Here is a 13,282-nt window from a genome sequence, read left to right as displayed (position 1 = left end):
CGCGCTGCCCAAGCGCCGCCGAGCGCAGCAATGGCCCGAGTGGATGTCCGACTGTTTGGATGTTCGGCTGTCCAACCCCCTGCTGGCTGCGCCTGCGGCGGAGCGGTTGCGGGGTGAGCATCGGCGTCGAAGCGCCCATGCTTCGTGAACTGACTCGCCGTGGATGTCTGAACGAAGCTGCATCGCAGCGCAGTGAGTTCCACGGCGCACCCCGCAACCGACATGCCGCAGGTTTGCCCCGTAGCGAAGCGCAGGGGTCGCAGACTGGGGGTCGCCTTTCTTTTGGGTACTTTTCTTTGGCGAAGCAAAGAAAAGTACCTCGCCCGCCGGGGCGACAACCCGGCTCCCGGGCTCAAACCAAGCACGCCATTTATAAACAGCAACGCTTCAGGCATTCACAACCTCGGAACGCCCACGCCACCGCTGCGCCCACCCCTCAAACGTGAGGTAAATCACCGGGGTCGTAAACAGCGTGAGCAACTGACTCAGGATCAACCCGCCCACCATCGTCACCCCCAGCGGATGCCGCAACTCGCTGCCCACCCCAGTCCCCAACATCATCGGCAACGCACCCAGCAAGGCCGCCAACGTCGTCATCAAGATGGGCCGGAACCGCAGCAGACACGCCTGATAAATCGCATCGCGCGCACTCAGGCCTTCGTCCCGCTGCGCCTCCAGCGCAAAGTCGATCATCATGATTGCGTTCTTCTTCACGATGCCGATCAGCAGCACGATGCCGATGATGGCAATGATGTCCAGGTCCAGCCGCGCCGCCATCAACGCCAGCAACGCCCCTACCCCAGCGGAGGGCAGCGTGGACAAAATCGTGACCGGGTGCACCGTGCTCTCATACAGCACGCCCAGCACAATGTACATGGTGACCACCGCCGCCAGAATCAGCAGCAGCGTGTTCGACAGCGACGCCTGGAACGCCAGCGCCGCCCCCTGAAAGCTCGTCTCCACCGACAGCGGCAACTGCCCCTCGGCCTGCACGGCGGCCTTCTCGCGCTCGATGGCCGCCACCGCGTTGCCCAGCGACACCCCCGGCGCGGTATTGAACGAAATGGTGGCGGCGGGCAACTGGCCCACGTGGTTGACCACCAGCGGCATGTTGCGCTCCTCGATGCGCGCCACCGATGACAGTGGCACCGGCGCACCAGCGCTCGACGGCACATAGATGCTCTGCAACGCCTCGGGCCCCACCTTGAACTGTGGCGCCACCTCCAGCACCACGCGGTACTGGTTGGACTGCGTGAAGATGGTCGAGATCAGCCGCTGGCCAAAGGCGTTGTACAGCGCCGCGTCAATGCCCGCCACCGTCACACCCAGCCGGCTGGCCTGGGCGCGGTCGATCTGCACATAGGCCTGGCGGCCCTGGTCCTGCAGGTCGCTGGCCACATCCGTCAGCTCGGGCAAGGCGCGCAGGCGGCGCAGCAGCTCGGTGGTGCTGGTGGTCAGCTGCTGCATGTCGGGCGATGACAGCAGCCACTGGTACTGCGTGCGCGCCACCCGGTCTTCAATGGTCAGGTCCTGCACGGGCTGAATGAACAGGCGGATGCCCGGCAGGTTCTGCACGCGCTCGGCCAGGCGCTGCTGCACCACACCGGCCTTGTCGCGCTGTGCATGCGGCTGCAGGTCGATCAGCAGGCGGCCGGTGTTGAGCGTGGTGTTGGCGCCATCGACACCGATGAACGACGAGACGCTGCGCACGGCGGGGTCTTGCAGCAGCCGTTCGGCCACGGCCTGCTGGCGCTCGGCCATGCCGGCAAACGAGATCGACTGGTCGGCCTCGGTAGTGGCCTGCAGCGTGCCAGTGTCCTGCACCGGAAAGAAGCCCTTGGGGATGAACAGATACAGCACCACGGTGAGCGCCAAGGTGGCCGCAAACACCAGCCAGGTGGTGCCCCGGTGGTTCAGCACCCAGCCCAGCATGCGGCCATAGCCTGCGATGGTGCGATCAAAAAAATGTCCCGTGGCGCGGTAAAGGCGGCCGTGACTCTCCTCGGGCGTGTGGCGCAGCAGGCGCGCGCACAGCATCGGCGTGAGCGTGAGCGACACCACAGCCGAGATCAGGATGGACACGGCCAGCGTGATCGCGAACTCGTGGAACAGCCGGCCCACCACATCGCCCATGAACAGCAGCGGGATCAGCACGGCGATCAGCGAGATGGTGAGCGAGATGATGGTGAAGCCGATCTGCCGCGAGCCCTTGAGCGCAGCCGCGAGGGGTGCCTCGCCCTCTTCCACATAGCGGGCAATGTTCTCGATCATCACGATGGCATCGTCCACCACAAAGCCGGTGGAGATGGTCAGTGCCATCAGCGTGAGGTTGTTGATGGAGAACCCCGCGAGGTACATCACCCCACAGGTGCCGATGAGCGACAGCGGCACGGCCACGCTCGGGATCAGCGTGGCCGAGGGGCTGCGCAGGAAGACAAAGATCACCGCCACCACCAGCAGCACGGCCAGGCCCAGCTCCACCTGCATGTCGCGCACCGAGGCGCGCACCGTCACCGTGCGGTCCGTCAGCACCTGCACATCCAGCGACGCGGGCAAGGTGCTTTGCAGCTGCGGCAGCAGGGCCTTGATGCGGTCCACCGTGTCGATCACGTTGGCGCCGGGCTGGCGGCGGATGTTGAGGATCACGCCGGGCTTGGCCCCGGTGTCTGCCGTGCCCGCCCAGGCGGCGAGGCGGGTGTTCTCGGCATCGTCCACCGTTTCGGCCACGTCCTTCAGGCGCACGGGGGCGCCATTCTTGAAGGCAATGATGAGGTCACGGTATTCGGCAGCCGACTGCAGCTGGTCGTTGGCATCGATGGTGGAGGCACGGGCCGGGCCGTCAAAGCCGCCCTTCGCCTGCTTGACGTTGGCGGCTGCGATGGAGGTGCGCACATCCTCCAGCGTGAGGCCCAGCTGCGCCAATGCCGTGGGGTTGGCCTGGATGCGCACAGCCGGGCGGCGACCGCCCGCAATCGCCACCAGGCCCACGCCCTGCACCTGCGAGAGCTTGGGTGCCAGGCGGTTTTCCACCAGGTCGTTCACGCGGATCACAGGCAGCGAGGGCGAGGTGATGGCCAGCGTGAGGATGGGCGCATCGGCCGGGTTGACCTTGCTGTACAGCGGCGGCATGGGCAGGTCGCTGGGCAGCAGGTTGCTGCCCGCGTTGATGGCTGCCTGCACCTGTTGCTCGGCCACGTCCAGCGCCATGTCGAGCGCAAAACGCAGCGTGATCACCGAAGCCCCGCCCGAGCTGGTGGACGACATTTGCGACAGCCCCGGCATCTGGCCGAACTGCCGCTCCAGCGGGGCCGTGACGTTGGAGGTCATCACATCGGGGCTCGCGCCCGGGTACAGCGTGGTGACCTGGATGGTGGGGTAGTCCACCTCGGGCAGGGCCGAGGTGGGCAGCAGCCGGTAGGCCATCAGCCCCGCGATCAGGATCGCCACCATCAGCAGCGCGGTGGCGATGGGGCGCAGGATGAAAAGGCGCGACAGGTTCATGGCGGCGGGTGCGCTGGCAAGACAGGCAGGGGAGAAACCGGGGTGCCGCTGCGCTCAGCGCGCCGGGCTGGCTGCGCCACCCTGGGACGGCGGCTGCTGTTGCAGCCGCTCGCGGATGTAGGCACGGCGCTCCTCCTGCGGCATTGCCATCACGCGGGCGCGCTCGTCGGCGGGCATCTGGTCCAGCAGTGCCTTCACCTGCGGAGGGATGCCCCGCGGGGGTTCAGAGCTACGGTCTGCAGGCGCTGCGGGGGCTGCATGCGGTGCAGGCGGTGCAGCGCCTGGGGATGCTTGTGGTGCAGCTGCTATGGGTGGTGCTTCGCTGCGCTGCTGTTGTGGCGCTGCAGAGGCCTGCGGGGCAGACGCCGGGGCAGCGGCGGGAGCACCCACACCCGACGCCGAAGAGGCTGCAGCAGACGCCGCCGACGCTGGAGCCGCTGCGCCGCTCGCGCCCATCTGCGCTCGCCGCTCTCGCAAGAAGGCGCGACGCTCTTCGGGGCTCATCTTCTGCAGCTTTTCACGCACATCGGGGGGCAGGGATGCCATGAAGGCGCGGCGCTGCGCGGCCTGGTCCTGGGCTGCCTGGTCGGCGCGGGTGACGGCACCGGCATCGATGACGGCGACCTTGGCGCCTTCCCGCAGGCGGTCGATGCCGTCCGTGACCACCTGCTCGCCCTCGCGCAGCTCGCCTTCGACACTCACACGGTCGCCATCGGTCACGCCCACGCGGATGCGGCGCTGGGTCACGGTGCTGTCTTCCTGCACCAGGTAGACATAGTTGTTCTGCACGGCCGTGGCCGGTACGGTCAGCACGCCCTGGAGCAGGTTGACCTGCAGGCGCACGTTGACGAACTGGTTGGGGTACAGGGCGCCGTCTTCATTCGCAAAAGCGGCCTTCACCTTGATGGTGCCGGTGGCGCTGTCGATGGCGTTGTCCAGCGCCACCACACGGCCCTTGGCCAGCTGGCGGCGGCTGTCGCGGTCCCACAGCTCCACGCTCAGCTCTTCGCCTGCGGCCATGCGGCGACGCATCTGCGGCAGGTGCGCCTCGGGCACGGAGAACGCTGCATCGATGGGCCGCACCTGGTTGATGGTGACGATGCCGTTCGCGTCGCTCGGCCCCACCACGTTGCCCCGGTCCGCCTGGCGCAAGCCCAGCCGGCCGGCAAATGGTGCGGTGACCTGGGTGTAGCTCAGTTGCAGGCGCGCGGCATCCACCTGCGCCTGGTCCGAGGCCACGGTGCCTTCCAGCTGCCGCACCAGTGCGGCCTGGGTGTCCACCTGCTGGCTGGCGATGGAGTCGCGTGCCAGCAGGTCCTGATAACGCTTGAGGTCGAGCTGCGCATTCTTGAGCAGCGCCTGGTCACGCTGCAGCGTGCCCTGTGCCTGCGACAGCGCCGCCTGGTAGCTGCGCGCATCGATCTCGGCCAGCACCTGGCCTGCACGCACCTCGTCACCTTCCTTGAAGCGCACCGACGTCAGCTCGCCGCCGACCTTGGCGCGCACCACGGCGGTGGCGCGGGCGCTCATGGTGCCGATGGCGCTCACCACCACCCGCACATCTCCCCGCTGCACGGTACCTACCGACACGGGCTGTACGTTGCCGCCGCCAAAGCGCCCGGGCCCACTGCCCGGCTTGCGCGCCGCGTTGGGCCCCGTGGCGGCACCGCCAGCGCTGGCAGCGGCCGCTGCATCCTGGCGCTGTTTCCACCACCAGGCACCACCTCCCACCGCAGCCAGCGCCACGGAGGCCAGTAACAACGCGGAGATCCAGCGCAGCTTGCCGGACTGCAATCTTGCGGGCCTCTGTGGACGGGTCAACGAACGGTTCAGGGGCATGGTGGGGCGCAACGAGGAATGAGCGAACGGGTATGGTAGCCAGCGCACCCCCCGGGGCTGCCGCCCGGCGGGTACCCTTTACCGGGGATTTACGCGCGCTTTGGGCGGGGTTTACCGATGTATCGGCTCAGCCCCGCCAGGGGGCAGCAATCAGCGGTTGGTGGCCAGCAGAAGGCCGCCAGCACCCATGAAGAAACCGCCGGTGGCCTTGTTCAGGCGGGCCACACCGCGCGAGGTGCGGATGAAGCGGCGGATCTGGCGCCCGAAGCTGGCGTAAACGGCCGTCGAGACGAATTCGCTGCCCAGATAGATGGAGCCCAGCACCAGAAACTGGCGCGCTGCAGGCTGCGCGGGGTCGATGAACTGCGGAAAGATCGCCGCGAACAGGATGATCGCCTTGGGGTTAGTGATGCCCAGCAAAAACTCCTGCGCAATGAGAGCACGCAGATGGAACTGGGCCGGTTGACCCGATGCCTGGCCACTGCCAGGTGCATCCTCCAGCGCCAGGCCGCTGAACTCGCGGCTGTGCCAGGCTTTCCAGCCCAGCGAGAACAGGTAGGCAGCACCCACCCACTTCACCGCCGTGAACGCCGCTTCGGACGCCAGCAGCATCGCCCCCAGCCCCACCGCAGACACCGTCAGAAAGATCGCGAACGCCGCTGCCCGGCCCACCGTGGCGATCATCGCGGGGCCCACGCCTGCGCGGATGCCGTTGTTGAGGCCACAGAAGTTGTTGGGCCCCGGGGTGAGCGAGATGGCGATGGCAACCGGAACAAATAGCAGCGCATCCATGGGACAGTCCTTGCAGGGTGAGGCGTGTGTGAGGGGAAACGGTCAGCACCGCAGTCTACGGCAGACCCTGCCTACACGGCCGACCCCAGGGCACATGCCCCCAAGGCGCCCTCTACCACCTCACAACGCCTTAGAACAGGTTCTTACAGATCCAGCACCGAGCCCCAGGGCACATCGGGCAGGGCTTCGTAATGCGCCACCACGGTCAGGCGGTCTGGTCTGGCCGCTTGGGATGCCAGGGCCTGCGCCAGGTAGCGGATGGAGGGCTTGTCCAGCCCGCCCACAGGCTCGTCGATCAAGGTCAGCGGTGCATTCGAGGCCAAGGCCCCTGCCATGAGCACCTTGCGCTTGCTGCCGGTGGACAGGGCGTAGAAAGGCTTGTCCAGATGCTCGTGCAGGCTGAACCCGTCGATGTGCTCCACCAAGGCTGCCATATCCGATTGGGGGTAGCGTGCGGGCAGGCTGTCGAGCCAACCCCTGGCAGTAAGCGGGTCCCACTCGCTGGATCGCGGGTCCGCCCAGAAGACCCGTGGTGCCGAGGCCTTGGCGGCCTGGTTCAGGTCCACCCCTTGCAACGTGATGCTGCCAGCCTGCGCCGTCAGCTCGCCAGCCAGCAGACGCAGCAACGTGGTCTTGCCGGTGCTTTCATCACCCCGCACCAGAGCCAGGCCCGGGGGCCAGGCCAGCGACAGGTTGTCCAGCACAGCACACTCCGGGTACGCAAACCGCAACCCCTTCACCCACAAAAACACGCTCTCAGCCACCCTGTCTCCTCGATGCGGAAAGCGAACATTTTAGGAAGCCGCAGCACGCCGGGCCCACCACAAGCCTCCCACCTGGTTCACCACCAGCCCGCAGAGCACTGCGGCTGCGCCCAACCACTGCACAGGCGCCGGGGTTTCACCCAGAAAGGCATACGCCGCCCACAGCCCCACCACCGGCACCAGCAGCGAAAACGGCGTGACCCGCCCCGCTGCATGGCGTTGCAACAGCTGCGTCCACAGCGTGTAGGCCAGCAGCGTGGCCAAGAAGGCCAGGTAGGCCACGGCCAGCAAGCCGGTGCCATTCAAAGACTGCAGCTGTGCCCACACGGCGGTGGAGCCCTCGCTCCAGAACGCCAGCGCAAAGAACGGCCCAATGGGCACCACACTGCTCCACACGATGAACGGAAACGGCGCATACGCCCCGGCCTGTGCTGCGCGGCGCGCCACCAGATTGGACACCGCCCACATGAATGCGGCGCCGAGGGTGAGCACAAACCCCGCCAGCGTCATCTGGCCCGGCCCCTCGCCATGCGCGAGGCCGATGGTCATCAAGCCGCCGAACGCCAGCAACAAGCCCCCCCACTGCCAGGGCTTGGCACGCTCACCCAGCAACGGCGCGGCCAGCAGCAAAGTGAAGAACGCCTGGGTCTGCATCACCACCGACGCCATGCCCGCCGTCATGCCCAGCTGCAGCCCCAGAAACAGAAAGCCGAACTGCCCCAGCCCCTGCGCCATCCCGTAGCCCACCACAAAGCGCCAGGGCAAGGCCGGACGCGGTACGAACAACAAAAAGGGCAGCGATGCCGCCGTAAAGCGCAGCGCGCCCAGCAACATGGGACTCAGGCCCTGCAGGCCGAGCTTCATCACCACAAAGTTCAGCCCCCAGATGACCACCACCGCCAGGGCACGCAACAGGTCGCCACGGCTCAAGGCCGCGGGCGTACTCATGCGGCCGCCACGGACACGCCCGCAGCTACGGGGCGGCCCTGCAGCGCCCGGGCAGCGACGAAGGCGTCAAACGCCTGGGCGCTGGTCTTGCCCGGCACATAGCCCAGCACTTCCTTGAGCGCGGTATTCAACAGCACGGGCCGGTAGCGCAGAAAGTCGAGCTGTTCGGGGCCGTAGCGGCTCACGCCGAGCGCGGAGCCCACGGCCAGCGCGGTGCGCAGCAGCCCGGCGGGCAGCTCCAGCACGGGCTTGCCCAAGCGCTGGGCGATCTCGCGCAAGGGCAAGGCACCGTCGCCCGCCAGGTTGAAACAGCCAGCCCGCTGCGTGCGCAGCGCATGCAGGATGGCACCAGTCACGTCTTCGTCCCAGATGAACACAAACGGGCTCTCGCTACCCCGGATGGCGAGCAGGCGCGGCTTTTCGAACAAGGCGGTGATCTGGTTGTCCACCCGCTCTCCCAGGATGGTGCCGATGCGCAGCACCGTCTGCGCCAGCGACGGGTGCTGCGTGCGGTATTGCGCCAGCATCTCTTCCACCAGCCGCTTGTGGTGCGAATAGGCAAAGACCTCGTTGCCCCGCAGCGCATCCGTCTCGCGCAGCCATGCGGGGTTGTCGGCGTGGTAGCCGTAGGCCGCGCCGCTGGAGCTGACCACCACCTGCGCCACGCCCTGGGCCACGCAGGCCTCCAGCACGTTCTGGCTGCCCAGCACATCCACCGAATATTCGAACTCGCGGCTGGAGCCCTTGCCTGGCGTGACGATGGACGCCAGGTGCACCACGCTGTCGATGGCGTAGGCCGCCAGCGTCTGCGCCAACGTGGGGTCGCGCACATCCAGGACCACGTAGGCGACCCCGGGCAGGCGGCGCTCGGCGGGCACCTCGCGCACATCGGCCGCCACGATGGCGCCGGCACCTTCGCGCACCAGCGCGGCCACCACGCCCCGGCCCAGAAAGCCGTCGGCCCCGGTGACGAGAATGCGGCGGGTGAGAAGTGGTAATGCCGTCATGCCCCGGGCTCCCGGGCCACCACCACGGGCGGCACCACGGCCGGCCTGCGCCCCCACCACCCCGCCAGCACCAAGCCTGCAATGATGTCCCAGAAGCCCCACACCCCCGCCACCACGGCCATACCGCCTAGCCCGCCAAAGAAGCTGAAGATCAGCACGAGGCCCAGGCCTGCATTGCGGATACCTACCTCGATGCTCACCGCGCGCCGGTCGTAGTCCGGCAAGCCGCTGAGCCTCGCGCAGGCGTAGCCGGTGCCGAAGGCGAGCGCATCGTGCAACGCTACGGCCAGCAGCACCAGGCCCACGTAGTCCAGAAAGTAACGCCAGTTGCCCGCGACCGCGCCCACGATGAAACCGATGAGACACAGAAAGCTGAGGATGCGCACGGGCTTGTTCACGCGCTGTGTGAAGCGCGGCAGCTTTTCTGCGCACAGGATGCCCAGCACAAAGGGCAGCCCGATGATCACCACGATGTGACCCGCCATCTCCAGCGGGTCAAGCGCAATGCTGCGCAGCAGCGGCGCCGCCGTGGGGTGCATGCCGCCCCAGAACGCGAAGTTGAGCGGCATGATCACGATGGCCAGCGCGTTGGAGATGGCCGTCATCGACACCGACAGCGCCACATTGCCTCCTGCGCGGTGCGTGAGGATGTTGCTCACATTGCCGGGCGGGCAGCAGGCGACCAGAATCATGCCCAGCGCGATGCTGGGCCCGGGCTTGAGCAGCAGCGTGAGCACAAAGGTCACCGCAGGCAGCACGATGAATTGCGCGGCAATGCCCACCGCCATGGCACCGGGCATGCGCAGCACGCGCTTGAAGTCCGCCACGCGCGTGTCCAGCGCAATGCCGAACATGAGAAAACCCAGCACCACATTGAGCACCACCAGCGACGCGGGGTTGAAGTTGAGGCGTATTTCGTCCACAGGCAGCATGGCGTCAGTCCTTTCTGGCGAGGGCTGCTGCGGCAGCGCGCACCGCGTTGCGGTAGGTGTCCTTGTGCACGTAATACGCCATGCGTTCGAGCTGGAGGTACTTGAAGCCACCCGACAGATCGGGCGGCGGCCCGGCCTTGGCCTGTCGTAGCGCCTCGGCGCGCGGCGATCCCTCGGCCTGCGCCTTGAAAAAGCGCGCCACCAGCTCCGCTTGTTCATAGCGGCCCTGCCAGCCGATACCACTGGCCTCGATCATGCCCATCACGGCCAGGTTGTCGAAACGGGGGGACAGGATGTTGAGGTAAAGCTGCGGCGCCATGCCCTGCCAGTTGAGCAGGCTGTGGTCGATGAAGGGGTAGTGCAGCTTGTAGCCCGTGGCACAGAGCACCAGGTCATAGTCCTGCGCGCTGCCGTCCTTGAAGTGCACCGTATGGCCTTCAAAACGCGCGATGTCGGGCTTGACGTGAACATCGCCATGGCCCAGGTGGTGCAGCACCAGCGAGTTGACCACCGGGTGCGACTCGTACATCTTGTAGTCGGGCTTGGGCAGGCCAAAGCGCGCAGGGTCGCCAGTGAACCATTGCAGCACCACGCTGTCCACCTTTTGCTTGAGCCAGGGCGGCATCTTGAACTTGCCGCCCAGCGTGTCTGCGGGCTTGCCGAACACATATTTGGGCACGAAGTAGTAGCCGCGCCGCACCGAGATGTCCACGCTGCGCGCGTAGTGCACCGCGTCCACCGCAATGTCGCAGCCCGAGTTGCCCGCGCCCACCACCAGCACGCGCTTGCCTTTGAACAGCTCGGCGCTCTTGTAGGCGCTGGTGTGCAGCAGCTCCCCGTTAAAGTGCCCCTCAAAGCGCGGCATGCTGGGTTCGGCCAGCGTGCCGTTGGCAATGACCACGCCCTTGAACTCTGCCGTTTGCGCGGGCCCACCGTGCTGCGTCCACGTCACGCGCCACAGCGGCGCAGTGCCCTCCCCCACCGGTTCGACCCGGAGCACGCGCGTGCCAAACCAGAAATGCTGGCGCAGGCCAAAGTGCTCTGCAAAGTCGAAGAAATACTGGCGCATGTCCCGGTGGCTCGGATAGTCGGCCACTTCGGGGCGCATGGGGAACTCGGTGAACTCCGTGGTGTGCTTGCTGGAGATCAGGTGCGCCGATTCGTAGACCGTGCTGCGCGGGTTGTCGATGTTCCACAAACCACCCACGTCGGTGTGTGCTTCAAAGCCCTGGAAAGGCACGCCCAGCTTCTGCAGGTTGCGCGCGGCGGCCAGCCCACTGGGGCCGGCGCCGATGAGGGCGATGTGGCAGCGCATGTCCTGTGCGAGCGGCGTCGAAGGGCTTGTCTCCGTCATCGTTGTTGTTGTCGTCATTCGCTTTTTTTCTCTCAGGTGTCGATGTTTTTGTCTGCGCGCACTGGCAACCCCGGAATGGCGGTGGCCCCCGCCTCGCCCACGCGCGGCTTGCGCGGCTGGCCCAGCAGCAGCCGGTCGTGCAGGGCATCAGGCAACAGGTTCAACAGGCGCGCCAGCCAACCGATGCGCGCGGGCAGCACGATGTGGGTGCGCCCCCGGGCCACAGCGGCCAGCAGGGCACGCGCGGCGTCCTCGGGCTCCATCAGGCCGGGCATGGCAAAACGGTTGCCTGCCGTGAGCGCGGTGCGCAGGTAGCCAGGGCTGACCGTGCTCACAACGATGGAATCGCCGCGCAGCTCGGCACGCAGACTCTCCAGGTAACGGATGAGCCCGCCCTTGCTGGCGCAGTACGCGCCATTGCCCGGCATGCCCCGCCAGCCCGCAATGCTGGCCACCCCCACCAGCGCGCCGCGCCGCTGCGCGCGCAGGGCCGACACAAAGGGCTGGAAGGTGGTGGCGGCGCCCAGCAGGTTGATCTCCAGCATGCGCCGCATCACGGCCAGGTCGTCGGCCTGGGCGGAGTCAAAACCCCCGGCCACCCCGGCATTGGCGATGACGAGGTCAGGCGTTCCCCGGCGGCCCATCCAGTCGGCGGCCATGGCCTGCATGGCGGTAACGTCGGCCACATCGGGCGTATAGACAGCACAGCGCTCTGGCGCCAGCGCGGCCAGGGTCTCCAGCACGGGCCGGCTCAGGCCCACCAGCGCCACGGCGGCGCCCTGGCCGATCAGCTCGCGCGCCAGCGCCTGGCCCAGCCCGCCACAGGCGCCGGTGAGCACTACGTTCTGGAAAAAGGCGGACATGAAGCTCCCGGTGAATTGGGTTTGCAGCTTAGCCACAATGCTGAATAATCCCGAAATGTTTTATGAATCCGTCTCGAATTCCGAGATTTATGACCAACACACCGCCCAGCCTGCGCTTGTTTGAACTGCTGGAAACGATGTGCGCCCAGGGCCAGCCCTTCAGCCTGGGCGATGCCATCGAGGCCACAGGCTGGCCCAAGCCCAGCGTGCACCGCATGCTGGGCCAGCTGGAGGCCGGTGGCCTGCTGGCGCGCGAGCCAGACGGGCGGCGCTACACCCCCGCACCACGTCTGCTGCGCCTGGCCGAGAGCACGCTGAGCGCGGGCACCCAGCATGGGGTGCGCCACGCCGTGCTGCGGCAACTGGTGGCCGACATTGGCGAAAGCTGCAACCTCACGGCGTTGAGCGGCGCTGAAGTGATCTACCTGGACCGGGTGGAGTCAGCCTTTCCGCTGCGCATGGAATTGCGGCCCGGCACCCGCGTGCCCATCCACTGCTCGGCCAGCGGCAAGCTGTTTCTGGCTCACCTGTCGCCCGCACGCCGGGCCGCCATCCTCGACGGTCTGCCCCTCACCCGCCACACCGCCACCACTCTGACCGACCGCGCAGCGCTGGAGGGCGAACTGGAGCAGATCCTGCGGCAAGGCTATGCCACGGACGCCGAGGAGTTTGTGGACGGCCTCGTCTGTGTGGCCGTGCCCGTGATGGCGGGCGGACGGCGGCAGGTGCGCAGCGCCGTGGCACTGCAGGCACCTGCCGCCCGCATGCCACTGACGCGGGCGCTGCAACTGGTGCCCCGGCTGGGAGAAGCCGCACAGGCACTGGGCCGGACCTGGGCTTGAGCCATCACGCAACACCCCCTGACGCATTCACCATCTGCTCTCACCATGCCACTGAACTACCTCGACTTTGACTACAGCGAAGACGCTGACGGCATCGGCACCCTGGATGCCATGGCCAGCGTCTTGCCCGCGCAACTGCCTGCCTTGCAGAACGAGATCGCTGCCGTGCTGGCCTGGGCGCATGCACACTGGCCCGGCGCCTGCGCACCGCAGGAAGACGGCGGCGCGTGGCACTATGACCTGCACGGCGTGCAAGAGGTGCAGAGCCCCTTGACCTTGTCCTTTGACGATGCGACGGGGCAACTGCACATGACCACCGGCAGTGCTGCGCCGCCGCGCACCACGCTGACCCTCACCCTCAGTGGCAGCAGCGACTTCTGTACCGCTTTGCGCGAAGCCTTCGATATGGAATGAGCCTCCTCTTCATGGCCTCCAACCCG

General features: G+C 67.1%; 11 protein-coding genes. 2 read left to right on the top strand and 9 right to left on the bottom strand.

The window, feature by feature from the left end; translation table 11 throughout:
• Positions 1-387: 387 nt before the first annotated feature.
• The 9 genes from ACTJKQ_RS23980 to ACTJKQ_RS23940 form a co-directional block, all read right to left on the bottom strand.
• Positions 388-3,501: an MdtB/MuxB family multidrug efflux RND transporter permease subunit gene (locus ACTJKQ_RS23980; RefSeq protein WP_440598321.1), complete on the bottom strand. Its 3,114-nt coding sequence runs from the start codon at positions 3,499-3,501 to the stop codon at positions 388-390.
• A 54-nt stretch (positions 3,502-3,555) separates the two neighbouring features.
• Positions 3,556-5,340 carry an efflux RND transporter periplasmic adaptor subunit gene (locus ACTJKQ_RS23975; protein WP_440598320.1) on the bottom strand — a complete coding sequence of 595 codons (1,785 nt, stop codon included), beginning with the start codon at positions 5,338-5,340 and terminating at the stop codon, positions 3,556-3,558.
• A gap of 150 nt (positions 5,341-5,490) precedes the next feature.
• Positions 5,491-6,132: a LysE family translocator gene (locus ACTJKQ_RS23970; RefSeq protein WP_440598319.1), complete on the bottom strand. Its 642-nt coding sequence runs from the start codon at positions 6,130-6,132 to the stop codon at positions 5,491-5,493.
• A 143-nt stretch (positions 6,133-6,275) separates the two neighbouring features.
• Complete coding sequence (locus ACTJKQ_RS23965; protein WP_440598318.1) at positions 6,276-6,896, bottom strand: ABC transporter ATP-binding protein; 621 nt, start codon at positions 6,894-6,896, stop codon at positions 6,276-6,278.
• Positions 6,897-6,926: 30 nt separating this feature from the next.
• Positions 6,927-7,844 carry an EamA family transporter gene (locus ACTJKQ_RS23960; RefSeq protein ID WP_440598317.1) on the bottom strand — a complete coding sequence of 306 codons (918 nt, stop codon included), beginning with the start codon at positions 7,842-7,844 and terminating at the stop codon, positions 6,927-6,929.
• A complete protein-coding gene (locus ACTJKQ_RS23955; protein WP_440598316.1) occupies positions 7,841-8,851 on the bottom strand; it encodes an NAD-dependent epimerase/dehydratase family protein in 1,011 nt (336 codons plus the stop codon). The genes ACTJKQ_RS23960 and ACTJKQ_RS23955 overlap by 4 nt, the downstream gene beginning before the upstream one ends.
• Positions 8,848-9,783, bottom strand: coding sequence for a bile acid:sodium symporter family protein (locus ACTJKQ_RS23950; protein ID WP_440598315.1), 936 nt, complete (start codon positions 9,781-9,783; stop codon positions 8,848-8,850). Before ACTJKQ_RS23950 ends, ACTJKQ_RS23955 begins: the two co-directional genes overlap by 4 nt.
• A gap of 4 nt (positions 9,784-9,787) precedes the next feature.
• On the bottom strand, positions 9,788-11,137 hold the full coding sequence (locus tag ACTJKQ_RS23945) for a flavin-containing monooxygenase (protein ID WP_440598314.1): 1,350 nt from the start codon (positions 11,135-11,137) through the stop codon (positions 9,788-9,790).
• A 32-nt stretch (positions 11,138-11,169) separates the two neighbouring features.
• The gene (locus ACTJKQ_RS23940) at positions 11,170-12,000 is read right to left on the bottom strand and encodes an SDR family oxidoreductase (RefSeq protein ID WP_440598313.1); all 831 of its coding nucleotides are present in this window, start codon (positions 11,998-12,000) and stop codon (positions 11,170-11,172) included.
• 89 nt (positions 12,001-12,089) lie between these two features.
• Between ACTJKQ_RS23940 and ACTJKQ_RS23935 the strand changes: the two genes are divergently transcribed.
• Positions 12,090-12,842: an IclR family transcriptional regulator gene (locus ACTJKQ_RS23935; RefSeq protein ID WP_260668166.1), complete on the top strand. Its 753-nt coding sequence runs from the start codon at positions 12,090-12,092 to the stop codon at positions 12,840-12,842.
• A 45-nt stretch (positions 12,843-12,887) separates the two neighbouring features.
• Complete coding sequence (locus ACTJKQ_RS23930) at positions 12,888-13,256, top strand: hypothetical protein (RefSeq protein WP_440598312.1); 369 nt, start codon at positions 12,888-12,890, stop codon at positions 13,254-13,256.
• The last annotated feature ends 26 nt before the right edge of the window (positions 13,257-13,282 follow it).

It is taken from the genome of Acidovorax sp. 22279, assembly GCF_052045435.1.
Lineage (GTDB): Bacteria > Pseudomonadota > Gammaproteobacteria > Burkholderiales > Burkholderiaceae_C > Acidovorax > Acidovorax delafieldii.
This window is presented reverse-complemented; position numbering and strand designations above follow the sequence as displayed.

What these genes read in the sequence shown, in the direction of transcription:
- ACTJKQ_RS23945 (WP_440598314.1), bottom strand. Translation starts at nt 11,137, where the DNA reads ATGACGGAGACAAGCCCTTCGACGCCGCTCGCACAGGACATGCGCTGC.
- ACTJKQ_RS23955 (WP_440598316.1), bottom strand. Translation starts at nt 8,851, where the DNA reads ATGACGGCATTACCACTTCTCACCCGCCGCATTCTCGTCACCGGGGCC.
- ACTJKQ_RS23935 (WP_260668166.1), top strand. Translation starts at nt 12,090, where the DNA reads ATGACCAACACACCGCCCAGCCTGCGCTTGTTTGAACTGCTGGAAACG.
- ACTJKQ_RS23950 (WP_440598315.1), bottom strand. Translation starts at nt 9,783, where the DNA reads ATGCTGCCTGTGGACGAAATACGCCTCAACTTCAACCCCGCGTCGCTG.
- ACTJKQ_RS23940 (WP_440598313.1), bottom strand. Translation starts at nt 12,000, where the DNA reads ATGTCCGCCTTTTTCCAGAACGTAGTGCTCACCGGCGCCTGTGGCGGG.
- ACTJKQ_RS23960 (WP_440598317.1), bottom strand. Translation starts at nt 7,844, where the DNA reads ATGAGTACGCCCGCGGCCTTGAGCCGTGGCGACCTGTTGCGTGCCCTG.
- ACTJKQ_RS23970 (WP_440598319.1), bottom strand. Translation starts at nt 6,132, where the DNA reads ATGGATGCGCTGCTATTTGTTCCGGTTGCCATCGCCATCTCGCTCACC.
- ACTJKQ_RS23980 (WP_440598321.1), bottom strand. Translation starts at nt 3,501, where the DNA reads ATGAACCTGTCGCGCCTTTTCATCCTGCGCCCCATCGCCACCGCGCTG.
- ACTJKQ_RS23975 (WP_440598320.1), bottom strand. Translation starts at nt 5,340, where the DNA reads ATGCCCCTGAACCGTTCGTTGACCCGTCCACAGAGGCCCGCAAGATTG.
- ACTJKQ_RS23930 (WP_440598312.1), top strand. Translation starts at nt 12,888, where the DNA reads ATGCCACTGAACTACCTCGACTTTGACTACAGCGAAGACGCTGACGGC.